The following is a 22,474-nucleotide window of genomic DNA, read 5'->3' on the forward strand; positions in this document are numbered from 1 at the left end:
GAATCGCCGATTTCCCGCACTCCAATTTGCAAGAAAGAGGTTTTTACCCATGGCTGCAAAAGAAGTAAAATTCTCCCGCGACGCCCGTGAGCGCATCCTGCGCGGCGTCGACATTCTGGCCGACGCGGTCAAGGTGACTCTGGGGCCGAAGGGCCGCAACGTCGTCATCGACAAGAGCTTCGGCGCGCCCCGCATCACCAAGGACGGTGTTTCGGTCGCCAAGGAAATCGAACTGAAGGACAAGTTCGAGAATATGGGCGCCCAGATGGTCCGCGAAGTCGCTTCGAAGACCAACGACGTCGCCGGTGACGGCACCACCACCGCGACCGTTCTTGCCCAGGCGATCGTTCGCGAAGGCATGAAGTCGGTTGCCGCCGGCATGAACCCGATGGACCTGAAGCGCGGCATCGACCTTGCCGTCACGAAGGTTGTCGAAGACCTCAAGGCCCGTTCCAAGCCGGTGTCCGGCACCAAGGAAATCCAGCAGGTCGGCATCATCTCGGCCAATGGCGACACGGTCGTCGGCGAGAAGATCGGCGAAGCGATGGAGCGCGTCGGCAAGGAAGGCGTGATCACCGTCGAGGAAGCCAAGGGCCTCGAATTCGAACTGGATGTCGTGGAAGGCATGCAGTTCGATCGCGGCTACCTGTCGCCCTATTTCATCACCAACCCGGAAAAGATGCAGGTCGAACTCGCTGACCCCTACATCCTGATCCACGAGAAGAAGCTGTCGAACCTCCAGTCGATCCTGCCGATCCTCGAAGCAGTCGTGCAGTCGGGCCGTCCGCTGCTCATCATCGCGGAAGACATTGAAGGCGAAGCGCTGGCGACCCTGGTCGTCAACAAGCTGCGCGGCGGCCTGAAGGTCGCTGCGGTCAAGGCTCCGGGCTTCGGCGACCGCCGCAAGGCCATGCTGGAAGACATCGCCGTCCTGACCAAGGGCGAAGTCGTTTCCGAAGACCTCGGCATCAAGCTCGAAAACGTCACCCTGGGCATGCTCGGCACCGCCAAGCGCGTCACCATCGACAAGGACAACACCACCATCGTCGATGGCGCCGGTGACGCCGAAGCGATCAAGGGCCGCACCGAGCAGATCCGCGCTCAGATCGAGACGACCACGTCCGACTACGACCGCGAAAAGCTGCAGGAGCGTCTGGCCAAGCTGGCTGGCGGCGTGGCCGTCATCAAGGTTGGCGGCGCATCGGAAGTCGAAGTCAAGGAGCGCAAGGACCGCGTCGACGACGCGCTGCACGCGACGCGCGCGGCCGTTGAAGAAGGCATCGTCCCCGGTGGCGGCACGGCGCTTCTCTACGCGACCAAGGCCCTGAGCGGCCTCAAGGGCGCCAATGACGACCAGACCCGCGGTATCGACATCATCCGCAAGGCCATCGAAGCGCCGCTGCGCCAGATCGCCCAGAATGCGGGCGTTGACGGCGCCGTCGTCGCCGGCAACCTGCTGCGCGAAAATGACGAGACCAAGGGCTTCAACGCCGCCACCGACGCCTATGAAAATCTGGTTGCCGCTGGCGTCATCGACCCGACCAAGGTTGTTCGTGCTGCTCTGCAGGACGCGGCTTCGGTTGCCGGTCTGTTGATCACCACTGAAGCGACCATTGCCGAACTGCCCGACGACAAGCCGGCGATGCCGGCCATGCCCGGCGGCATGGGCGGCATGGGCGGCATGGACTTCTAAAGCCGATCGTCGCAGGCGGACGCATGTTCGCCTGCGGTCCGATCGCGGCGATGAGAAGTCCGCGTTCAAGCGATATAAAAAAGCCGGCGGAGCAATCCGCCGGCTTTTTTGCTGCGCCATCGCCGCGCCCCGCGCGTGATATTTTCGCGAGATTAACCAAAAAATAAATCAACGGCCCCATTTTGAGGATTGGGAACCGGAGACCCGCCAATTTGCGCGCCATAAGAACCTTTCTCATCAGTCGACTTGCCCGGCACACGGCGCAGGACGCGGATGTGCGCCGCAGTCTGGTGGAAACGCTCTATGCTTCTCCCGCATCGCTGACCATTGGCGCGGTAACGGGAACCGCTGTCGGCATAGTCATCGCCAATCTTAGCCAAGATCCGACGATCGATGCTATCGTCGCTGCGGTGTGTATCGTGGCGGCCTTGCGGGTCGTCACGGCGATATTCTTCCACCGGCAATTGGTGCGCGGCACCGCGGTCGCTTCCCGCGTCTGGGAACTGGTCTATGAGCTTGGCGCATGGGCCTATGCGGGGCTGCTGGGCCTCATGAGCTTTGCGACGCTCGTCGCATCGGGCAATTCGGTCATGCACATGCTCAGCGTGTCGATGGCAACGGGCTACGCCGGCGGTATTTCGGGCCGCAATGCGGGGCGGGTTCACATCGCCATCGGGCAGGTCTGCCTTGCCCTGTTGCCGACGGCGACGGGGCTATGGCTGGAGGGATCAACCGGCTATCGGGTTCTGGCTGTTGCTATGGTGATGATGATCCTGGGGCTGGCGGAGATCAGTTCCACGACGCACCGCATCGTCGTTCAGGCGCTCAAAGGTAAAAGGGACCAGTCTGCCCTGGCGGAAAAATTCGAGCGTCTGGCGCGATATGACAGCCTGACCGGTTTGGAAAACCGCATGGCCATGCAGATGCGGCTGCAGGACATTTTCGACAATCACATGAGTTCGCACGACGCGGTGGCCATCCTCTGGATGGATATCGACAGGTTCAAAGAGATCAATGACTCGCTGGGTCATATCGTTGGCGACCAATTGCTCCGCATCGTTGCTCAACGATTGAAGGAAGTCGTTCGCGACAATGGCTGGATCGCGCGCTTCGGCGGCGACGAATTCGTCATCATCTGCCCCAATGCCGACCGATTGACGGCGCAAACCATGTCTCGGGAGATCATTGAATATTTCGCGCATGGATTTGGCATCGGCGACCATCATCTCGAAGTGACCGCGTCCATCGGCTACGCGGTTGCGCCGCAGGACGGCCGTCACATGGACGAGTTGATGCAACATGCGGATATCGCCCTGTATGAAGCCAAGCGGGAAGGGCGCAATCGCGCGTCAAGCTTCAGCTGGCTGTTCAAGGAACGCTTCAACCGCGTTCACGAGATCGAAACAGGTCTGCGCCGCGCTATAGAGGGGCAGGAGCTCAAGCTGGTGTTCCAGCCGATCGTGGATCTGGAAAGCCTGCACATCGACGCCTGTGAAGCGCTGCTGCGCTGGGAGCATCCCACTTTGGGGCCGATACCGCCATCCGAGTTCATTCCGATCGCGGAAGGCATGGGCATTATCGAGGACATCACTTCCTGGGTTCTGCGTAATGCCTGTCTGGCGGCCGCGTCCTGGCCCACGGATGCGCGGGTCGCCGTCAATATATCGCCCGCCTCCCTCAAATCTGCGGAGCTGCCGGGCAGCGTCATCGCGGCTCTGTTGGAATCGGGCCTGCCTGCGCGCCGGCTGGAACTGGAAGTGACGGAATCCATCTTCCTGGATGACAGTGGCCAGGCCAACACCATTTTGCTTGAATTGCAACGCATTGGATTACGGCTGGCACTGGATGATTTCGGGACGGGATATTCCTCGCTTTCCTATCTGCGGTCCTATCGTTTCGACACGCTGAAGGTGGATCAGAGCTTCATGGCGGGCGTCAGCGCCAATGCGGAGGACCGGGCCATTGTCAGGGCCATCGGAAATCTGGCCCGCGATCTGGCGATGGATACGGTGGCCGAAGGGATAGAAACCCTCGATCAACTCGATCATGCCCGGGATGCCGGTTTCACCAACGTGCAGGGCTATCTGTTCAGCAGACCCATATCGTGCGAGGCCGTTGCGGCACTGATTGCCAGTGGCCCGCTGATACCGTCGGAAGAGCCGCCGATCATAACCTATCCGCGCCGCCGGTTGAGCTGACTGGCCCGAGAATTTCAGCGCAGGCGGGTCTGGGCCGACGCCAGCCGGCGCATCATCCGCAAATCCCGATCCGAAAGCATCAGCGCGGTGTCGGTCCAGGTGGTGACGATGTCGGTCAATTCTTCCAACGTCATGGGATTGACGCGACGGCCCGCACGCGCGATTCCGACATAACCGGCATGGTGCGCGCTGTGTTCGGCAATCCACTGGCGGGTTGCCTCCTCACCTTCTCCTGCCTCAACCACCTGAGAGACGATGCCCATGTCGCACATTTCTTCGGCGGTATAGACATGACCTTCCATTATCATGCGCCGGGCCAGCACCGGACCGATCTTGCGGGACAGGATCGAATAGGCGCCCATGCCAGGGAACAGGCCGAACAAAACCTCCGGCAAACCAAAGCGCGCCTGCCGTTCCGCGATGATGACATCGAAGCACATGAGCGCTTCCAGACCGCCGCCGAGCGCATCTCCCTGCGCCAAGCCGATGTTGATGATGTCCATGTCATTGCTGTGCCAGATGCGATCGACGATCTCGACACAGGAAATGCCATATTTCAGCAAGGCGTCGCGATTGCGGTTCTGGATGCATTCGGCGAACATCTCCAGGTCGCCACCCAGATTGAAGACACCGGGAAAGCGGGACCCCAGAACCATGAATTTGAGGGCGCTGGGGTGGGCGCTGAAGAGCCGCTTGCTTTCGCTGAGCCAGGTCATCGTGTCGCGAATCAGGCCCTGGTTCGAATTAGGCCGTTCATGGGGTGTCATGAAAGCCCATAATGTGCCCGCTTCTGCATCCCAGCGCACGTCGATCTGTCCCAGATCGAACAGCATGGACTGGCTGAATTCTTCGGAAGCCCTGTTTTCCCTAGCGTCGAGATCACCGGTGTCGACGGGAAGGGGAATATCATCCTCATGCGACGTTCGTGCGTCAGCATGGGTCGGATTAAATCGACCTGAATCAATCATCTGCGCCCCCGAATTCCCATTTTCCGTTAGCAGAACAGGGTTGTAGGTCTGATGCAATGCCGACAGGATAAATGCCAGGCTATTAACCAATTTTTATATAAAACTGTTACCTTCAAACCTATTACTGGCAGCCGAAAATGGCAGCTTTGTTGCATTATTGCAACGACTGCTTCTTGGGTAAGCAGGCTTGGCCTTTGTTAACCTTTACAGGCTAAATCGGTGTTCATGTATCGGCGCCCGTCAAATCCTAAAACCGTGAACCTGATGCTGCATGACGCCACGGATAGCCCATGGCAGTTGCGATTGTCCGATGATTGCCTGCGTTTTATAGGTCGATATAAGCGGGTCGAAGGTTTCCACGTCGACGCGATGATGTTGTTCGAAGGCTTACGCAAGTCGGGTTGATCCGGCGGGCTGCCATGGCGCACTTGTGCCTGCTGCCGTTCGCTCCTAGAGGGCGCTCGTGACCCAATCGCGCTTTTCCTTTTCCGTCGCCGCCACCGATGGCAAGGCCCGCACCGGCGTTATTTCGATGCGCCGGGGCGATATTCGGACACCGGCCTTCATGCCGGTTGGCACTGCGGCCACGGTGAAGGCCATGCGGCCCGCCGAAGTGCGGGCAGCGGGGGCCGACATCATTCTGGGCAACACCTATCACCTGATGCTGCGCCCGGGCGCGGAGCGCATGGCGCGACTGGGCGGGCTGCACGGTTTCATGGGCTGGGACAGGCCCATATTGACCGACAGCGGCGGCTATCAGGTGATGAGCCTCTCCGCGCTCACCAAAATGAGCGAGGAAGGCGTTTCCTTCTCCAGCCACATCGACGGGTCGAAGCATATGCTCAGTCCCGAACGATCGATGGAAATCCAGCGCCTGCTGGACAGCGATATCGTCATGGCGTTCGACGAATGCACGAAGAACGGCTGCACTCATGATGAAGCGGCACGGTCGATGGAAAGGTCGATGCGCTGGGCGAAGCGGTCCCGCGACGCCTTCGATGCCGGGGAAGCCCATGCGGAGCGCGCCGCGCTGTTCGGTATCCAGCAGGGATCGCTGGATGAAGGATTGCGGCGCATTTCCGCCGACAGGCTGATCGACATCGGTTTCGATGGCTATGCCGTGGGCGGTCTTGCCGTGGGCGAAGGGCAGGAAGCCATGTTCGGTTGCCTCGATTCCGCGCCGGATATGTTGCCTGCGGACAGGCCCCGCTATCTGATGGGCGTGGGCAAGCCGGACGATATTGTGGGCGCGGTGGAACGGGGCATCGACATGTTCGATTGCGTGCTGCCGACGCGCAGCGGCCGCAACGGTCAGGCTTTCACATGGAATGGCCCGCTCAATATCCGCAATGCGCGTTTCGCGGAAGATCAGGGACCGCTCGATCCGCGCTGCGCCTGCCCGGTCTGCTCCACATGGAGCCGCGCCTATCTGCATCATCTCGTCAAGGCTGGAGAAATGCTGGGTGCGATGGCGATGACGCAGCATAATATTCATTTCTATCAGGATCTTATGCAGAATATCCGAGGCAGCATCGCAGAAGGGCGCTTTGCCGCTTTTGCTGCCGGTTTCCGGAGCGGATATAAGCGGGCGTGAGTCAGGCCAGGGTTGCGATCACGATCGCATAGAGGCCCGTCGCCGCATCATGGTCCAGCGGCGAACGCAGTTGCCGGGACAGGCCGGTGAGGATGCGTCCGTAGCGCTCCTCCAGGCGAACGGACATGTCGGGTGATGCGCGCAGGGCAGGAGAAAGGATTTCCAGCCTGGCGCGACCCATTGATCCGCTGTCCCCGTGAATGGATATCTGCATGGTTGCAAGGGGATCGGACAGCATGGCCAGTTCGATCAGTTCCGTGAGCAGGAAGGCGACCGGCACGGCGACATCCTGACTTATGTGCAGGTTGTCGCTGTCGATCTGGATGGCGAATCGGCGTGCTTCCGCCGGAGCGCTGCTCCGCAGGCTGGCGGACAGTTCGCTGATGAGCGAGCGGACCCCCACGCCATGATTTTCCTCCAACTCCGCATAATGATTGCGATGCACGACCGACAGGGCATCGACCCGGCGCTGGATCGAAGCATAGGCTTCCCCCGCTTCGAAGGTGACGGCGGATCGTGCATGCAGGTTGATGAGGCTGGCGATGATCTGAAGGTTGTTCTTGACGCGATGATGCACCTCGCGCGTCAGCTTCCGCTGGGTTTCCAGCGCTTCGGCCATTTCTGTCTCATGGGTGGCGACTTCTTCGCTGATGGCCCGGAATGTCTGGCCGAGAGCCACGATTTCCTGTGCGGGGGTCCGCATGCGGCGCAGGGGTTCCAGAACTTCGCCCGGTTGATAGGCCGCCACGGAACGGCGCAACCCCACCAGCGGGCGGATCAGCAGCCGGTTGACGACGAACCATCCGATCGCGGCGGCGGCAAACCACATGACGAGGGGCAGGAAAAGCGAGAGCAGCCGGGCCGCGGTCGCGGGTGGATCCTGCGTCGTCATGGTCAGAACCATGTCAGGCTGAACGACCCGGGCGGACAGGCTGGTGTTGCGATATCGGGATTGCTCGCGATCATCGGGCCGCTGGGTGATAAACAGTGTTCTGGAGCCCTGCCGCAGGCTCAATTGGCGATTTTGAAGGGCAGTGGCGGGGTCGGTCACTCTTTCCAGATGGGCGCGGGAATAATAAGCAAGCGCCACGATCTTGCCGTCCGAGCTGATCTCGCGGCTGACGAGAAAGCCGGCTTGGGGCAGTAATGCCGCATCGGCGGAATCAAATCGCCGCTCCGGCGCTATTCCGGCCGGTTCAGCCTGTGGCGATCCGCATAGTCGCTGTCCCGTCCGGTCATAGATATAGAAAGTGCCTTCGCCGCGGGTATGCGATTGCAGGAAAAAGGCGAGGCGCCCGCACATGGCCGAATCGGCCGTCCGAGCTGCGATGGCATTGACCGTAAGGGCGATGGCGGTTCGGTCCGATGCAAGATCGGCGGTCAGTTTGCGGGCGCTCTGCGTTACAGCTACCCGGAGCAGGGCTTCCCTTTCGAGGTCGGCGGTGCGGATCGCCTGAAGCGAGGCGACGAGCGCCAATATGCCGAGCGGCAGCAGCGCCAATGTCAGGATGAGGAACATCTTGACGCCGGTCGAACGAAAATAGCTGCTCATTGTCACGGATGGGGGATGTGCAGACATGTGGCAACCCGCCTGAGGATGGCTGCCCCGATCATGATGCCATCAATCCAGTTTGCTGAGGAGGTCTAGCATTTCCGCGGGAATATCCTCATCGATGGCGCGTTGATAAACTGATCGCAAGGCGTCGGCGACATGTTCCTTGTTCTTGGAACGGGAACCTCGTTTGCCGCGCGCGGAAGGCTGTGCACGTTTCATACCTGTAACGGCGACATCTGGACCGATATCGACTGTCTGTGTCGCATTCCGTTCCTTTGTTGAAGAAACCAAAACTCAGCCCCTCTGAAACAACCCGTGCCCTGCCTGCCGATCTGTTTTTTGCGAGTTTCCGGGGCAGCGTCAATTCCTGGACCCTATAAAATCCGTAAACCTTGGCTTTGCCGTCGAAAAAAACCGAACGTCAGTGAAACAAATCTGTCCGTTGATGGTTCCCCAGTCCAAGGCGTTTTTTGTATCATCGGTATTACCGATGGCGAGGGGGCTGGTCTTGCCATGGGGACATTGTCGATCCATCCTTCTTGTTCGAAACAGATTTCGCAGCATTATGCCTATAAGGGTAGGGAGAAGACCAACACATGTCGCTTGGACAACAGCTGCACCCCCATCTTCCCTTTCTGCGCCGTTATGCGCGCGCGCTGACAGGGGATCAGATGCATGGTGACGCCTATGTACGCGCCTCGCTTGAAGCAATCGTAGCCGCGCCGGAAGAATTCCCCGCCGGCGTTGATCCGCGTCTGGGCCTTTACAAGATTTTCCATGCGATCTGGTCGTCGTCTCATCTGGATGACGTGCCTGCCGTTATCGGTCCCGACGGGCAGGAGGCGATTGCCCAGGCGCGACTCGGGCGGCTGACGCCTTTGCCTCGCCAGGCGCTGCTCCTGACCGCGTTGGAAGGGTTCACGATTGACGACGCGGCCTATCTCATCGGCATGGATGCGTCCGATGTGGAAGCCTTGGTGGAGGAAGCGCTGCACGCGATCGAGTCGCAGACCCGCGCCAAGGTTCTGATTATCGAGGACGAACCGATCATCGCGATGGATATCGAAACCATCGTTCGCGATCTGGGCCATGAAGTGACGGCGATAGCGGTCACGCGGGAGGATGCGGTGCGCGAAGCGATGGCGCAGCGTCCAGGATTGGTGCTGGCGGATATCCAACTGGCCGACGATTCCAGCGGGATCGACGCGATAAAGGATATCCTGGCGGAATTTGCCGTTCCGGTGATCTTCATCACCGCTTTCCCGGAACGGTTGTTGACGGGCGAGCGGCCTGAGCCGACATTCCTCATCACCAAGCCATTTCAGCGCGCCACGGTCAAGGCGGCGATTTCTCAGGCGCTTTTTTTTGACGAAGCTACCGCGCCTGCCTGACGGAATAGACCGGGGGGCGCATCGGAACCCCCGCCCGTTCGTTGCGTTATTGATGCGTAACGATGGGGAGAGAAGACATGGCTGACGAGGAGCAGCATATTTCGACAGTGGATGTCCGTGCGGGATCGACGCCTCATATCGTGCGATATGTTCTGGGGATTTCGCTGGCGCTGGTCGTCATCGTGATGCTGCTGGTTCTTTGGCGTTGAAGCCTTGACGATGGATTTTTCGGTTGGCTGTTATCAGCATAAGGCGCAAGCATTTATATGGCTTTGACCACTTCGGTTCACGCAGCAAAAGCGGCAGGCGGCACAGGGAGTGCTCCTATGGATGAGGCGGTTGAACGCACCACATTGTCCGATTCGGATTTCAAGCGCGAACTTGCCGCAGTCATCCCTCATCTTCGTGCGTTCGGCCGGTCGCTGGCGGGCAATCGGGATGTGGCTGATGATCTTGTTCAGGAAACGCTGTTGAAGGCATGGGCCGCGCGTACCCGGTTCCAGGCTGGGACCAACATGCGAGCCTGGACTTTCATCATCCTGCGTAATCATTATCTTTCGCAAATGCGCCGTTCGCGGTTCCGGGGAGATTGGGACGACCTGACGGCGGATCGCCTGCTGGCTGCCCCGGCGGGTCAGGATAAGCATGTGGAACTTTCCGACATGCAAAGGGCGCTGTTGCAACTGCCCCAGCCCCAGCGGGAAGCGTTGATATTGGTGGGGGCCGGTGGCTTCGCCTATGAAGAAGCGGCCGAAATTTGCGGCGTTGCGGTGGGGACGATCAAAAGCCGCGTGGCGCGTGGCCGTGCTGCGCTGGAACAGATCATGGAAAATGGGGATTTGCCTTCGCGCCGTACCCAGGAAACCACGGCCACCGCGGTTCTCGATGAAATCATGGAAGATGTCGATCGCTTGAGCCGTGGGCGTGAAGCGACTTCGCCGGGGGATGAAACAGGCTGAACGAAACGGCCGGATATGGCCCGTCCGCGTCGAGGGAGATGGAGATGGACGAGGAGCAATCGCAAGACGATCTGCCAGACAGATCGGCACGGCCATCCGACGCGGGACGGCCGCACGGTAGCGGGCTCGTTTTCCTGTTGGTTGCTCTCGCCCTGATCCTGGCCATCGGGTTTTTCTATCTTTCGAAGGCCCGGGAGGACCGGCAGGCTGACCGGATGACGCAAGCGGCCAATTCAGTCGACGATGCGGCAAGGGTCGTAGGCGACGCGGCCAGAAATGCCGCAGACAGTTTTCGCAGGGACAATGATTCCGGGCCGAATTAACCTGTATTCCCGCCCATTTTCCCATTCAGGAATTATTTGCCATTTTCAGGCACTCTCCCGGGGGTGTCGGATTTCCTTACAGCGTATGTAAGATAGATCCGGTGCGATAGGGCCGCGTTGCAGCGGCCTGGGGAATGCACGGGATCATGATCAGGCTTTTCAAACATTATGTGCCGCATGCGGTGTTGCTGCTGGGCCTTCTGGATTTTGCCTTGCTGCTATGCGCGGCGGAGGGGGGCTGGGTGCTGCGGGCGCGGCAGATCGGCATGGATGTCGATCCCGCTATGACCCGGGTTTGGCCTTTGCTCAGCTTCGTTATTGCTATCCAGACGGCCATGATCGCAGTTGGCGTTTATGGGACAGAGGCGTTGCAATCGATCCGCTTCGCCTTTGCCCGGCTGCTGGTAGCTGTATCGCTGGGTGTCATCTTCCTGTCGGTGATGCACTTTATCGGGCCAGACATGACCCTGTGGCGCTCCAATTCGCTTTACGCGATGGGGCTGGCGATGGGATTGCTGATCCTGATCCGCCTGCTGCTTGGCTCCATGATTGGCGGGGAAGCTTTCAAGCGGCGCCTGGTCGTGTTGGGAGCGGGAACCCGTGCCGCCCGCATCCGCGAACTGGAGCGGAAAAAGGGGGCGGGTTTTCTGGTCGTTGGCTATATCGGCATGAACGATGGCCCCCAGGTGATCCCCGAATCCATCAATCGCAGCGCAATATATAATCTCGCGGATTTCGTGGTCCGGCTGGGCGCAAGCGAGGTTGTGCTGGCGTTGGAGGAGCGTCGCAATGCAGTGCCCCTCAGCGACCTGTTGCGCGTCAAGACAACCGGGGTTCACGTCAATGAAATTTCCACCTTTCTGGAGAGGGAGACGGGCCGGGTCGACCTCGACAGTGTAAACCCGAGCTGGCTCATCTTTTCCGACGGCTTTTCCGCTGGCCGCCGGTTGTCCAGCATCGCCAAGCGGGTTTTCGATATCGTCGCCAGCCTGCTCCTGCTCATTCTCACCGGACCGGTCATCCTGCTTGCGGCGATGCTGGTGAAGCTCGACAGCCGTGGCCCGGCCTTCTATCGCCAGCAGCGCGTGGGCCTGTATGGCCAGGAATTCTGGATCGTCAAATTACGCACCATGCGTCAGGACGCCGAAGTCGCGGGACAGGCGGTCTGGGCGGAAAAGAACGATCCGCGCATCACTCGCCTCGGCTATTGGCTTCGCAAGCTGCGTGTCGATGAATTGCCGCAGACATGGACGGTCCTTAAAGGGGAAATGAGCTTTGTCGGGCCTCGCCCCGAACGGCGCCAGTTCGTCGAGGATCTGGAGCAGCATCTGCGTTACTATGCGGAACGCCATATGGTGAAGCCGGGTATCACGGGCTGGGCGCAGATCAACTATCCCTATGGCGCTTCGATCGAGGATGCCCGGCACAAGCTGGAATATGACCTCTATTATGCCAAGAATTATACGCCTTTCCTTGATCTGCTGATCCTCATCCAGACGGTGCGCGTCGTCCTTTGGCCAGACGGCGCGCGTTGAGGGCGGGGCGATGAGCATCCTGCTGCAATTCATCGGCAATTGGGGACACGCGCTGGCCGCGGCGCTGTTCGCTGCGTTGGGCATATTCATCCTGCGCCGACGCGATGGCGAGATCGAGCCGCGCCTGTTAGCCAGTGCCTTGCTGATGACATCCTGCTGGGCGCTTTATGTTTCGTTCGGCGGGGTCGGTCAGACGCTTTCCGGTCTTGGCGAAAGCATACGCAACGCGGCATGGCTGCTCCTGATGTTCGTTCTGTTGCGGCGTGGCCCTGCCGGACGCACGGGACCGATCTTCGCGATCGGACTGGTCTATGCCGCCGTCGTTGGCTTGCTGATGCTTCAGAGCTTCACCGATTTCGTGACGCAGCAGCTTTCGGACGAAAATGAACTACAGCGCGCCCTGACCCTGCTTTCGCTGATATTGCGGATGATGACGGCGATCGGCAGCCTGGTTCTGGTTCACCAGCTTTATACGGCATGGCCCGTGCGGGATAGGGGAAGGGTGGTCCTGTTGCTTGCCGCGCTCGCCGCCATGTGGACCTATGACTTCAGCCTTTATGCTGTCGGCTATTTCACGCCGAATCATATGGATGAGCTTTACGCCCTGCGCGGCCTTATGATGGCGCTGCTTGCCCCCGTCATCGCAGTGAGCCTGCGTAAGGAACTAGCCGGACGCATCCAGTTATCGCGCAGCCTGACATTCCAGTCGCTCTCCGTCGCGGCGGTGGCGCTCTATATCATCCTGTTCGCGGCAGCGACCGTCCTGATCGAACTTATCGCCGGCCCCTATGCGCGAGTCATGGAGATCGGCGGCGTTTTCTTCATGGCGGTGACGGCGCTGATCCTCCTGCCTTCGCCGCAGTTGCGTGCGCTCTGGAAAGTGCAGGTCGCCAAGCATTTCTTTCAGCATCGCTATGATTATCGCACTGAATGGATGCGGTTCGGCGAAACCATTGGCCGACCAGGCAGCGACGCGCCCGCTCTGGGAGAACGCGTGGCTAAGGCGGTCGCCGATATTACGGACTCATCAGGCGCCTTGTTGCTGCTACGCGGGGAAGATGGGCGGCTGACTTTGGAAACCCAGTGGAATTGGGACATCGACTTTCCCGAAACGCCTTCGCTTTCCCGGGAACTGGCTGTTCGTCTGGAGCAGACAGGATGGATCATCGATATTGAAGGGATGGAGGGCGATGCCGGCGCCTTGCCCGATTGGGTGAAGGGTGACGGACGGGGCTGGGCGCTGGTGCCACTCATTCATTTCGGCAAGCTGATCGGTGCGATCCTGCTCGCGCGTCCGCCGATCGACCGACGGCTCGACTGGGAGGATCTGGATATGTTGCGTGCCGCCGGACGGCAGGCCGCGACCTATATCAGCGAAGCGCAGGGACAGGAGGCGCTGAGCGACGCGCAACGTTTCGACGAGTTCAATCGGCGGTTCGCGTTCATCATGCATGACGTCAAGAATCTGGTGAGCCAGCTTTCGCTCCTCGCCCGCAATGCCGAACGCCATGCCGACAATCCCGATTTCCGCGCGGACATGATCCTGACGCTCAAGGAATCGGTGGGAAAAATGAACGACCTTCTGGCGCGCCTGTCCCAGCACAATAAAGGACGGATGGAAGAACCCAGACCGATGATGCTGCGGGAAATGGCCGATGGCGTGGCGCGTTCCCGCTCGCGCCAGCACCCCGTGCGCGTGACGGGCGACGCGCTGCCAGCCATGGCCGATCCGGTTCGGGTTGAGCAGATTCTGGTGCATCTGCTTCAAAATGCGATCGACGCCAGCGCGCCCGACAGTCCGGTTGAACTTTGTCTGGCCACAGAGGGGAGCGAAGCCTGCGTGGAGATTGTGGATCGCGGCGTCGGAATGACGGCGGAGTTCGTGCGGCGTGAGCTTTTCAAGCCGTTTTCGAGCAGCAAGACGGGCGGCTTCGGCATCGGTGCTTTCGAGGCGCGCGAACTGGCCGCCGCAATGGATGGGAGAATCGAGGTGGAGAGCAAGCCCGGCGTTGGCAGCCGGTTCATACTGCGCCTGCCTCTGGCGCCTGAAGGAACGTCGATGACAATGAAAGGGGAGGCTGCCTGATGAGCGACATGCGGCCAAAATTGCTGATCGTGGAGGATGATCCGGGCCTGCAGCGCCAGTTGCGCTGGGCCTATGAGGAATATCAGCTTTTCATTGCGGGCGATCGGGAGGAAGCCATCGAATTGCTGCGCGCCGAAGTGCCCGACGTGGTGACACTGGACCTTGGCCTGCCGCCCGATCCAGATGGGACGAGCGAAGGCTTCGCGACGCTGTCGGAAATACTGCGGATCAAGCCCGAGACGAAGGTCATCGTGGCATCGGGGCATGGCGCGCGGGAAAGTGCGCTGGATGCGATTTCGGGCGGCGCCTATGATTTCTATCAAAAGCCGGTTGATATTGACGAGCTGGGTTTGATCGTGCGCCGTGCCTTCCACGTCCACGCGCTTGAAAGGGAAAATGCCCGGCTGGCAGAGATCGCGCCGGAGGGCGCGGCTGTGCTCGGCAAGCTCATCACCAGCGCGCCTGAAATGCTGAAGGTCGCGCGTACGATCGAGCGAGTCGCCAGCGCGCAGGTTTCCGTGCTCCTGCTTGGGGCGAGCGGCACCGGCAAGGAATTGCTGGCGCAGGGACTGCATGACGCCAGCCCCCGCAAGTCAGGTAATTTCGTCGCGATCAACTGTGCCGCGATACCGGAAACCCTGCTGGAATCCGAACTGTTCGGGCATGAAAAGGGCGCTTTCACTGGCGCGGTAAAAACTACCCCCGGCAAGATCGAACAGGCGCAGGGTGGCACGCTGTTTCTGGATGAAGTCGGCGATATTCCCTTGCCGCTTCAGGTCAAATTGCTGCGTTTCCTTCAGGAAAGGGTGATCGAGCGGATCGGCGGGCGACAACCCATCGCCGTCGACACGCGGATCGTATGCGCCACCCATCAGAATCTGGAGGAGATGATCGCCGCGGGCACTTTTCGCGAGGATCTTTACTACCGTCTCGCGGAAATCATCGTGCGGATTCCCGCGCTCAAGGACAGAGCGGGCGATCCGGCGTTGCTGGCGCGGCATTTCCTCAACCGCTTCGCAAAGGACATGAACCCGCAGGTCAAGGGCCTCGCGCCCGATGCGCTGGCGGCGCTCGATGCCTGGCAATGGCCGGGCAATGTGCGCGAACTGGAAAACCGGATGAAGCGCGCCGTCATCATGGCCGATGGCAAGCATGTGACGGCCGCCGACCTCGACCTGGACGGTGAGCGGGAGGCTGGCGGCGATGTCGTCAATTTGAAGGCCGCGCGTGAAATGGCGGATCGTCGGGCTATTCGTCGGGCCATTGCTCGGACCGATGGCAATATTTCGGGGGCGGCGAAGATGCTGGGGATCAGCAGGCCGACGCTATATGACCTGCTGAAACAATATCAGATGCAGGGGCAGGGCTGAACGGATGAACCGCAAGCGCCTGTTCCTGCTCGTCGGCATCGGCGCCCTGCTGCTGTCGGCGGCGGCATTGTGGCAATGGCGCGCACATGAGGCGGATGGAACTGCCCCGCTCGCGCGCGGGATCGCCGCGCTCGTCAAGGGCGATGCGCGAACGGCTCGCGTCGAGCTTTTGAACGCCATCCGCGCCGACCCGCAGTCCATTCCCGCCCGCATCGCGCAGGCGCAGGCGCTGGTGGATCTGGATGACGGGAACGGCGCGCAGGCCGAAATCGAACGCGCACGCGCGCTGGGCGGCAGGCCGGGCGACATGCGGGTGCTGATGGCGCGGGCCTTGCTTTTGCAGGGGCGTGCGGATGCCGCCCTTGCGGAGATAGAAGCGGACGATATTCCCCCGTCCTTCGCCGGAGCCGCGATGCGGGTCGCCGGGAATATCCACATGGCGCGGGGCGATATGGCGGCAGCCGAAGCAGCGTTGGACCGGGCAAGGGAAATGGCCGGGAATGACCCGGAAAGCTGGATCGACACGGGACGCTATCGGTTGATGATGGGCGATCAGGCTGGCGCCATCGTCGCGGCGGACCGAGCCGTGGCGCTGGCGCCGAAAAATGGCAAGGCCCTGCTGCTTCGAGGGGAACTGACGCGAAGCCAATATGGGCTGGTCGCCGCTTTGCCATGGTTCGAGCGAGCGCTGGCCCTCAATCCCGACTCCGTGCCGGTGCTGGAGCAATATGCCGCCACACTGGCTGACGCCGGGGAAGCGCGCCGGATGCTGAGCGTCACGCGCCGCCTGCTGGCGCTGACGCCGGGCAATGCGCGGGCGTGGTTCATGCAGGCGGTCATGGCGGCGCGAGCGGGTCGGGCCGACCTTGCCCGGTCGCTATTGGCGCGGACGCAAGGGCGGCTGGACGGCGAACCGGCGACGATGCTCCTGCGCGGCGTGCTTCATCTGAACGACGGCAATGCGACGCTGGCCATTGAAGCCCTTGCGCCCCTAGTCCAGCAACAGCCCGACAACGCCATGGCCCGCACTCTGCTGGGCCGGGCTTATTATCTGGCCGCGGATTTTCCCTCCGCCGCGACGACCCTCGCGCCGATCGTCGCGCAAAGGGATGCCGATCCCTATGTCCTGACGCTCGCCGCGCGCGCGCAGGAAGCCATGGGCGAGAGGATCATGGCGGACGATATGCTCGCTCGCGCGCTTTGGCCCGATCGCCCCTCGGCCGATCCCTTTGCCAGCGCGGACGATGCCGCCCTGGCTCGTTCCGCCCCCTCCAATGCCGCCACCGCGCAGGAGAATATTCCCTATATTCGGACGCTGCTCAGCACGGGACAGGCGGAACAGGCCGTCGCGCGGGCGCGTCTGCTCAGCCAAGCCAATGCCGGTGCGCCCGATGCCTATGTCATATGGGGCGATGCGCTTGGTGCCGCCGGACGGCAGGGGGAAGCGGTGAAGGCCTATGAAATGGCGGCCAATCTCCGTTTCAGCCGGGATATAGCGCTGCGCCTTGCCGCGGCTTTGCAGCGGGCGGGCGATCCCGCCCGGTCCATGCAGGTCGTGCATCTGTTCCAGTCGCAAAATCCCGACGACGCGCAAATGCAAAGGCTTGCCGCCGCTGGCTATATGGCGAGCGGAAAATGGCGGGAGGCGCTGCGGATGCTGAAAGCGGTGGAGGCGCGCATCGGTTCGAACGATGCCCTGCTCATGGCCGACATGGCCCGTGCGTCGCTGGAAACCGGCGATGAAGAAAGGGCGCGCGCTTATGCCGCCTTCGCCTATCGCCAGATGCCGGGCAGCCCCATCACGGCGGATGCTTACGGCTGGACCCTGTTCAGAACTGGCGCGAATGGGCAGGCCGCCGTCGACCTGCTGGAAAAAGCGGTTGCGCTTGCACCGGGGCAGCCCCGTTTGCGGGCGCATCTGGAACAGGCCCGTGCGGAGCTGGACAAGCGGAAAGATCGCCTCGTGGCCCGATGACAGGCACGCCGGATCAGGCTTGCTGCGTATCCAGTTCCTCGGGCCGAAGCCCAAGTCGGCGGATTTGCGCGGCCACCGGCGGCCACACATCTTCCAGGAAGTGTTTGCGTTCGGCTTCCCGCAGGCGGCGAGTGGCGCCGTCCGCCACAAACATGCCGACGCCGCGTTTCACGATAACCAGGCCGTCGTCCTGAAAACTTTGATAGGCTTTCGCCACCGTCAGGGGATTGGCGCCCTGTTGCGCGGCGAACGCGCGAACGGACGGGAGCAGATCGCCATCGCTATACTCGCCATCCAATATGGATGCGGCGATGGTGTCGCGGAGGCGCAGATAAACGGGCTTGCTGTCGTCGGCCATGGTGCATCAGTGCCATAATACAGCATCGCGGGTCAAGCCATAGCATTACGGAATGACGGCTTTTCGCTATATTTATCTGTCCCAGAGCGAAACTATCTTGTCATAATCTGGCCTTGGCCGTTCTTCGAGCGACTTCCCGGACGTGCCCAGAAAGACGAAACCGGCAATGCGTTCGCCTTCATGGCCGAAGGCAGCCCGCACATCCTCATTATAAGCGGGCCAGCCCGTCAGCCATCCTCCGGCAAAGCCAAGCGCATGGGCAGCATGGAGCAGGTTCATGATGGCGGCTCCCGCCGACAATTCCTGCTCCCATGCGGGAATCTTGCTGTCCAAAACAGGCGATGACAGGGCGACCACCAATGCGGGCGCCTGATGCGCGAACTGGTGCATGGCTTCTATCTCAAGCCGTCCCGCATCGGATTTTTCCTTCCGATATGCGGCTTCCAGCAGGTCGGCCAGCGTCGTGCGCTTTTCCTGCGGCACGATGACGAAGCGCCAGGGAAAGAGCTTCCCATGGTCGGGGGTGCGGGACGCGATCTCCAGAATCTGTCGCAGTTGGCCGGTATCGGGGCCGGGCGCGATCAGGTTGCGCGGTTTACCGGAACGGCGCGTGCGAAGCAGCGAAAGCGGGGTCGTGCGGTCGTTGAAAGTCACATTTCTCTCTTCGATTGTTTGCGTGCTTTGTAATGATATTCTTCACACGCGCAATTTCTTCGCTAGGTTCCTGCCCATGCCAAGGCTCTGCAAAGGGCCGGGAAGCATAGCAAGGGAGTTACAATCATGGCCAATCCATCCGCCGGTAGAGATACCGGCGCGGATGCGGCCCGTCAGCCCGTGGACGACCGACCGCAGTGGTTCGGCCATCCGCGACAACTGGCGCGGCTTTTCACGACCGAAATGTGGGAGCGGTTCGGTTATTACGGGATGCGGGCGCTGCTGACGCTCTACCTGACCAAGCATTTCCTTTTCGACGACCAGACAACCAACGGCATTTACGGCGGCTTTACCGCCCTTGTCTATCTGACGCCGCTGGTCGGCGGGCTGATCGCTGACCGCTATCTGGGCGCGAAACGCTCGATCAAGTTCGGCGCGCTGATGATGGCGCTGGGCTATTTCATCCTCTGTTTCGGTGGAGAAACGGCCAAACCTCATGCGATCGTCGACGGACAGCGCTATGAAGTGCAGGTCGAGAATTTCGTCGATCGACCTACCAGCACGGGATCGGAAAAACGCTTCCTCGTCGATGGCGGCCAACGCCTCGAAATACGCGGCAATGAAGATGGCACCGTGTCCCTGCTCGACAGCAGCGGTCATGTTTCGCGCACCGTCGAAAAAGGTGGTTTCAAGGCGGATGGCGAACGCGCACCGCTTTATACGATGCTGCTCCTCATCGGCCTTTCCATGGTCACGGTCGGCAATGGCTTCTTCAAGCCCAATATCTCCACCATCGTCGGTGAGCTTTATGAAAAGGGCGACCGGCGCAGGGATGCGGGTTTCACCATATTCTATATGGGCATCAATGTGGGATCGCTCTTCTCGCAGCTTCTTTGTCCATTGCTGGCCGATACGGTCGGCTGGTGGGCGGGCTTTGGCCTTGCGGCGCTGGGCATGGTTTTCAGTTGGAGCCTGGTCCAGTTCGATGGCGGCAAACTATCCGGCTATGGTGAAACGCCACCGCAGTCCGGCCCGGACCGCAGCCTGCTGATCTATGCGGGCGCGGTATTGGCGGTGCCGTTGGCCTGGTTTCTCTTCGTCAACCTGATGCACAATGCGGACGCGAAGGCGGGCGAGGGGATCATCGCCTACCTGCTGTCGCTGCCGATCATGGGCAAAGTGCTGTTCGCGACCTTCATCCTGTCGATTCCCGGCATCCTCCTGTGGTCCTGGTTCGAAGGGAGCCGGGCCGAGTTTCAGATGATGCTGGCAGCGATGGTGCTGGTGGTGTTCAACGTGGTATTCTGGACCCTGTTCGAACAGGCCGGATCGTCGCTGACGCTGTTTGCGGACCGGAATACGGACCTGTCGGTTTTCGGACTGTTTTCGATCAGTGCCGGGCAGACGCAGTTCTTCAATGCCTTCTTCATCGTTACTCTGGCGCCTCTGTTCGGCATCATGTGGAACGCGCTGGCGAAAAGGGGGCGGGAACCGTCCATCCCCGTCAAATTCGCCATTGCCCTCATCGGTGTGGGCGTCGGGTTCCTGTTCCTCGTCTGGGGCGCGCATCATGCCGGGGCGGATTTCAAGGTCGCGATCTGGTGGCTTGCCGGACTCTACCTTATCCATTCCGCGGCCGAGCTGTGCATATCCCCCGTCGGCCTTTCCATGATCACCAAGCTGTCGCTCGCGCGGGTCGTCGGGCTGATGATGGGCGTGTGGTTCCTGTCGATTTCCGTGGCGCAATACGTGGCGGGCATGGTCGCGCAGGTCGCCAGCGTCGAAACCGTGGGGGGACAGGTGACCAACCTCAAGCTCAGCCTCGATACCTATGTCGGCGTATTCTGGACCATCGGCATCGCGGCAGCAGGGATCGGCGCGACGCTGCTGATCGTGGCGCCGCTGATCAAGCGATGGATGCACGGCGTGCAATGATGAAGGCGCGCGCATGGGCGCGGGCCTTGGCTGCCTGCGCCGGAACTGGATTGGCCGCAGCCTGTGGCGCACCGCTATGCGAACCCTGCGCCGCAGTCATTGCCCAAGGCCCATGACTGGTGAGGCCGGGAGGGAGGGGGCCGTGTGCCTCCTCCCTCAATAGCTAACGCGCAGCGCCCCAGATGTCCTCAGCCTTGATAAATCCCTTCTGTCCGCGGACGTCGAAGGCGCACCAGCCGTTCGAACAGGAGGAAAGCCGGCCGACGACGCCTTTTTCCGCGCGGAACAGCGACCGTGCGTCGTCACGCGGGGATTCGCGCATCGGCGCTATTTCGGATGTCACGATGGCGGTGGGGGTGTCGCTGAGCAGCCGGACATGCATCCAACCCTGCGCGCCGGACGAATCCTCGACCTTGCGCCACAGGCCCAGCACCTGAACCACCTTCACCGGCAGGTCGCGGCGGCGATAGACCCAGTTGGACGGATAGTCGAGGCTGGGGCCGACACGCATCCGCGCCTCATCCTGGGCCAGCGAAGCCCAATAGGGCACCGGCTTGTTCGGCGCGGCATGGCCGTGCCCAGCAACCGACAAGGCGCCGATCATGCCAGCGGCCAGCAAAAACCCCTTCATCTCTTGATCCGTTCCCTTATCGCCAGATCGCGACCATAGCCGCTGGTCCCCGGTTGCGACAACCGCTGTCTTGCGGGCCGCCACAAGGCGCTTGACCGGCAGGCTGGGGGAGAATAGCCGAGGCCATGGCCAAGAAACCGCGCCCCGCCAAACCGCGTGTCATCGTCACGCGCCGACTGCCTCCCAATGTAGAGGCGCGCATGGCCGAACTGTTCGATGCCAGTTTCAATGTCGGCGATGTACCGATGGATCGCCCCGCGCTGATCCGCGCCATGGCGCAATGCGACGTGCTGGTCCCGTGCATCAGCGACCAGATCGACGGCGCTCTGATCGAAGCCGCGCCCGAGCGGTTGCAGTTGATCGCCAGCTTTGGCAGCGGCGTCGATCATATCGATCTGGGTGCTGCCCGGCAAAAGGGCATTATCGTCACCAACACGCCGGGTGTCCTGACGGAAGATACCGCCGACATGACGATGGCGCTCATCCTGTCGGTGCCGCGCCGCCTGGCCGAAGGAGAAAAGCTGGTCCGTTCCGGCGAGTGGCGTGGATGGAGCCCTTCGGGGATGCTGGGCCACCGCATCGGCGGCAAGAAGCTGGGCATTATCGGCATGGGCCGGATAGGCCGGGCCGTGGCTCGCCGCGCCTGCGCCTTTGGGCTCACCATCGCCTATCATAATCGCCACCGCCTGCCCTTTGAGGTGGAACAGGAACTGGAGGCGAGCTGGTGCCCGGAACTGGACGGGCTGCTGGAAACGTCGGACATCATCTCGATCAATTGCCCGCTGAATGCGGACAGCAGGGGAATGATCGACGCGCGGCGGATCGCGTTGCTCACGCCAGATGCTTATCTCATCAACACGTCGCGCGCAGAAATCGTGGACGAACCGGCATTGATCGCGGCGCTCAACGAAGGCCGGATCGCGGGGGCGGGGCTGGACGTTTATATGCATGAGCCAGCCGTGGACGCGGACCTGCTGTCGCTTTCCAACGTCGTCCTTCTGCCTCACATGGGATCGGCGACATTCGAGGGGCGCGACGCGACGGGCGCCCGCGTGATCGCCAATATCCGCAGTTGGGTCGACGGGCACCGCCCACCCAATCAGGTGCTGGAAGGCTGGGTCTAGGGGCGGGTTCCCTATTCAAAGGCGATGTCTCCGCATTAGAGCGCCCCCACTTGTCGGCCGATTTGGGTGGGGAGCGGATACAGCTTTGCCCCTCGCCCCTGGGGAGAGGGGGCCGATACGGCGCA

General features: G+C 61.3%; 19 protein-coding genes. 13 read left to right on the top strand and 6 right to left on the bottom strand.

The window, feature by feature from the left end; all coding sequences use genetic code 11:
* Positions 1-49 precede the first annotated feature (49 nt).
* Together groL and ATN00_RS10710 are read left to right on the top strand one after the other, a co-directional pair.
* Positions 50-1,693 carry a chaperonin GroEL gene (groL, locus tag ATN00_RS10705; RefSeq protein WP_062064549.1) on the top strand — a complete coding sequence of 548 codons (1,644 nt, stop codon included), beginning with the start codon at positions 50-52 and terminating at the stop codon, positions 1,691-1,693.
* A gap of 275 nt (positions 1,694-1,968) precedes the next feature.
* Positions 1,969-3,891: a putative bifunctional diguanylate cyclase/phosphodiesterase gene (locus tag ATN00_RS10710; RefSeq protein WP_231746260.1), complete on the top strand. Its 1,923-nt coding sequence runs from the start codon at positions 1,969-1,971 to the stop codon at positions 3,889-3,891.
* 14 nt (positions 3,892-3,905) lie between these two features.
* On the opposite strand, the gene ATN00_RS10715 is transcribed toward ATN00_RS10710, so the two are convergent.
* A complete protein-coding gene (locus ATN00_RS10715; protein WP_062064553.1) occupies positions 3,906-4,859 on the bottom strand; it encodes a crotonase/enoyl-CoA hydratase family protein in 954 nt (317 codons plus the stop codon).
* A gap of 463 nt (positions 4,860-5,322) precedes the next feature.
* On the opposite strand from ATN00_RS10715, the gene tgt reads away from it, so the two are divergent.
* Positions 5,323-6,453 (top strand): tRNA guanosine(34) transglycosylase Tgt, encoded by a 1,131-nt coding sequence (gene tgt, locus ATN00_RS10725; protein ID WP_062064557.1) that lies wholly within the window; start codon positions 5,323-5,325, stop codon positions 6,451-6,453.
* Between the two features lies 1 nt (position 6,454).
* Here tgt and ATN00_RS10730 read toward each other — a convergent pair whose 3' ends face one another.
* Both ATN00_RS10730 and ATN00_RS24205 read right to left on the bottom strand, forming a co-directional pair.
* Positions 6,455-8,032 (bottom strand): sensor histidine kinase, encoded by a 1,578-nt coding sequence (locus tag ATN00_RS10730; RefSeq protein ID WP_231746261.1) that lies wholly within the window; start codon positions 8,030-8,032, stop codon positions 6,455-6,457.
* A 42-nt stretch (positions 8,033-8,074) separates the two neighbouring features.
* Positions 8,075-8,227, bottom strand: a complete 153-nt coding sequence (locus ATN00_RS24205; RefSeq protein ID WP_197413742.1) for a NepR family anti-sigma factor — start codon at positions 8,225-8,227, stop codon at positions 8,075-8,077.
* Positions 8,228-8,604: 377 nt separating this feature from the next.
* On the opposite strand from ATN00_RS24205, the gene ATN00_RS10735 reads away from it, so the two are divergent.
* From ATN00_RS10735 to ATN00_RS10770, 8 genes are all read left to right on the top strand, one after another.
* Positions 8,605-9,399 carry a response regulator gene (locus tag ATN00_RS10735; protein WP_062064558.1) on the top strand — a complete coding sequence of 265 codons (795 nt, stop codon included), beginning with the start codon at positions 8,605-8,607 and terminating at the stop codon, positions 9,397-9,399.
* Positions 9,400-9,476: 77 nt separating this feature from the next.
* Positions 9,477-9,608, top strand: a complete 132-nt coding sequence (locus tag ATN00_RS24210) for a hypothetical protein (RefSeq protein WP_062064560.1) — start codon at positions 9,477-9,479, stop codon at positions 9,606-9,608.
* Positions 9,609-9,725: 117 nt separating this feature from the next.
* Positions 9,726-10,358 (top strand): sigma-70 family RNA polymerase sigma factor, encoded by a 633-nt coding sequence (locus tag ATN00_RS10745; RefSeq protein ID WP_156415266.1) that lies wholly within the window; start codon positions 9,726-9,728, stop codon positions 10,356-10,358.
* A gap of 44 nt (positions 10,359-10,402) precedes the next feature.
* On the top strand, positions 10,403-10,681 hold the full coding sequence (locus ATN00_RS10750; RefSeq protein ID WP_156415267.1) for a hypothetical protein: 279 nt from the start codon (positions 10,403-10,405) through the stop codon (positions 10,679-10,681).
* Positions 10,682-10,827: 146 nt separating this feature from the next.
* Positions 10,828-12,216, top strand: coding sequence for a TIGR03013 family XrtA/PEP-CTERM system glycosyltransferase (locus ATN00_RS10755; protein WP_062064566.1), 1,389 nt, complete (start codon positions 10,828-10,830; stop codon positions 12,214-12,216).
* Between the two features lie 10 nt (positions 12,217-12,226).
* On the top strand, positions 12,227-14,302 hold the full coding sequence (prsK, locus tag ATN00_RS10760) for an XrtA/PEP-CTERM system histidine kinase PrsK (RefSeq protein ID WP_062064568.1): 2,076 nt from the start codon (positions 12,227-12,229) through the stop codon (positions 14,300-14,302).
* Positions 14,302-15,672, top strand: coding sequence for a PEP-CTERM-box response regulator transcription factor (prsR, locus tag ATN00_RS10765; RefSeq protein WP_062064570.1), 1,371 nt, complete (start codon positions 14,302-14,304; stop codon positions 15,670-15,672). Before prsK ends, prsR begins: the two co-directional genes overlap by 1 nt.
* A gap of 4 nt (positions 15,673-15,676) precedes the next feature.
* On the top strand, positions 15,677-17,647 hold the full coding sequence (locus ATN00_RS10770; protein WP_082635181.1) for a tetratricopeptide repeat protein: 1,971 nt from the start codon (positions 15,677-15,679) through the stop codon (positions 17,645-17,647).
* A 13-nt stretch (positions 17,648-17,660) separates the two neighbouring features.
* On the opposite strand, the gene ATN00_RS10775 is transcribed toward ATN00_RS10770, so the two are convergent.
* Positions 17,661-18,005 carry a GntR family transcriptional regulator gene (locus ATN00_RS10775; protein WP_062064571.1) on the bottom strand — a complete coding sequence of 115 codons (345 nt, stop codon included), beginning with the start codon at positions 18,003-18,005 and terminating at the stop codon, positions 17,661-17,663.
* Positions 18,006-18,077: 72 nt separating this feature from the next.
* Positions 18,078-18,659, bottom strand: coding sequence for a nitroreductase family protein (locus ATN00_RS10780; RefSeq protein WP_062064573.1), 582 nt, complete (start codon positions 18,657-18,659; stop codon positions 18,078-18,080).
* Positions 18,660-18,785: 126 nt separating this feature from the next.
* On the opposite strand from ATN00_RS10780, the gene ATN00_RS10785 reads away from it, so the two are divergent.
* Complete coding sequence (locus ATN00_RS10785) at positions 18,786-20,594, top strand: peptide MFS transporter (protein ID WP_082635182.1); 1,809 nt, start codon at positions 18,786-18,788, stop codon at positions 20,592-20,594.
* A gap of 163 nt (positions 20,595-20,757) precedes the next feature.
* On the opposite strand, the gene ATN00_RS10790 is transcribed toward ATN00_RS10785, so the two are convergent.
* Entirely contained in the window at positions 20,758-21,225 is a 468-nt protein-coding gene (locus ATN00_RS10790) for an SH3 domain-containing protein (protein WP_062064575.1), read from the bottom strand.
* Between the two features lie 125 nt (positions 21,226-21,350).
* Here ATN00_RS10790 and ATN00_RS10795 point away from each other — a divergent pair, with 125 nt between their 5' ends.
* Positions 21,351-22,349: a 2-hydroxyacid dehydrogenase gene (locus tag ATN00_RS10795; protein WP_062064577.1), complete on the top strand. Its 999-nt coding sequence runs from the start codon at positions 21,351-21,353 to the stop codon at positions 22,347-22,349.
* Positions 22,350-22,474 lie beyond the last annotated feature (125 nt).

Source organism: Sphingobium baderi (assembly GCF_001456115.1).
In the GTDB taxonomy this organism is placed as follows: Bacteria; Pseudomonadota; Alphaproteobacteria; order Sphingomonadales; family Sphingomonadaceae; genus Sphingobium; species Sphingobium baderi_A.

Excerpts from the sequence above, each read along its gene's own strand:
- groL (WP_062064549.1), top strand. The coding sequence starts at position 50 with ATGGCTGCAAAAGAAGTAAAATTCTCCCGCGACGCCCGTGAGCGCATC.
- ATN00_RS10715 (WP_062064553.1), bottom strand. The coding sequence starts at position 4,859 with ATGATTGATTCAGGTCGATTTAATCCGACCCATGCTGACGCACGAACG.
- ATN00_RS10730 (WP_231746261.1), bottom strand. The coding sequence starts at position 8,032 with ATGTCTGCACATCCCCCATCCGTGACAATGAGCAGCTATTTTCGTTCG.
- ATN00_RS24205 (WP_197413742.1), bottom strand. The coding sequence starts at position 8,227 with ATGAAACGTGCACAGCCTTCCGCGCGCGGCAAACGAGGTTCCCGTTCC.
- ATN00_RS10735 (WP_062064558.1), top strand. The coding sequence starts at position 8,605 with ATGTCGCTTGGACAACAGCTGCACCCCCATCTTCCCTTTCTGCGCCGT.
- ATN00_RS24210 (WP_062064560.1), top strand. The coding sequence starts at position 9,477 with ATGGCTGACGAGGAGCAGCATATTTCGACAGTGGATGTCCGTGCGGGA.
- ATN00_RS10745 (WP_156415266.1), top strand. The coding sequence starts at position 9,726 with ATGGATGAGGCGGTTGAACGCACCACATTGTCCGATTCGGATTTCAAG.
- ATN00_RS10750 (WP_156415267.1), top strand. The coding sequence starts at position 10,403 with ATGGACGAGGAGCAATCGCAAGACGATCTGCCAGACAGATCGGCACGG.
- ATN00_RS10755 (WP_062064566.1), top strand. The coding sequence starts at position 10,828 with ATGATCAGGCTTTTCAAACATTATGTGCCGCATGCGGTGTTGCTGCTG.
- prsK (WP_062064568.1), top strand. The coding sequence starts at position 12,227 with ATGAGCATCCTGCTGCAATTCATCGGCAATTGGGGACACGCGCTGGCC.
- prsR (WP_062064570.1), top strand. The coding sequence starts at position 14,302 with ATGAGCGACATGCGGCCAAAATTGCTGATCGTGGAGGATGATCCGGGC.
- ATN00_RS10770 (WP_082635181.1), top strand. The coding sequence starts at position 15,677 with ATGAACCGCAAGCGCCTGTTCCTGCTCGTCGGCATCGGCGCCCTGCTG.
- ATN00_RS10775 (WP_062064571.1), bottom strand. The coding sequence starts at position 18,005 with ATGGCCGACGACAGCAAGCCCGTTTATCTGCGCCTCCGCGACACCATC.
- ATN00_RS10785 (WP_082635182.1), top strand. The coding sequence starts at position 18,786 with ATGGCCAATCCATCCGCCGGTAGAGATACCGGCGCGGATGCGGCCCGT.
- ATN00_RS10790 (WP_062064575.1), bottom strand. The coding sequence starts at position 21,225 with ATGAAGGGGTTTTTGCTGGCCGCTGGCATGATCGGCGCCTTGTCGGTT.
- ATN00_RS10795 (WP_062064577.1), top strand. The coding sequence starts at position 21,351 with ATGGCCAAGAAACCGCGCCCCGCCAAACCGCGTGTCATCGTCACGCGC.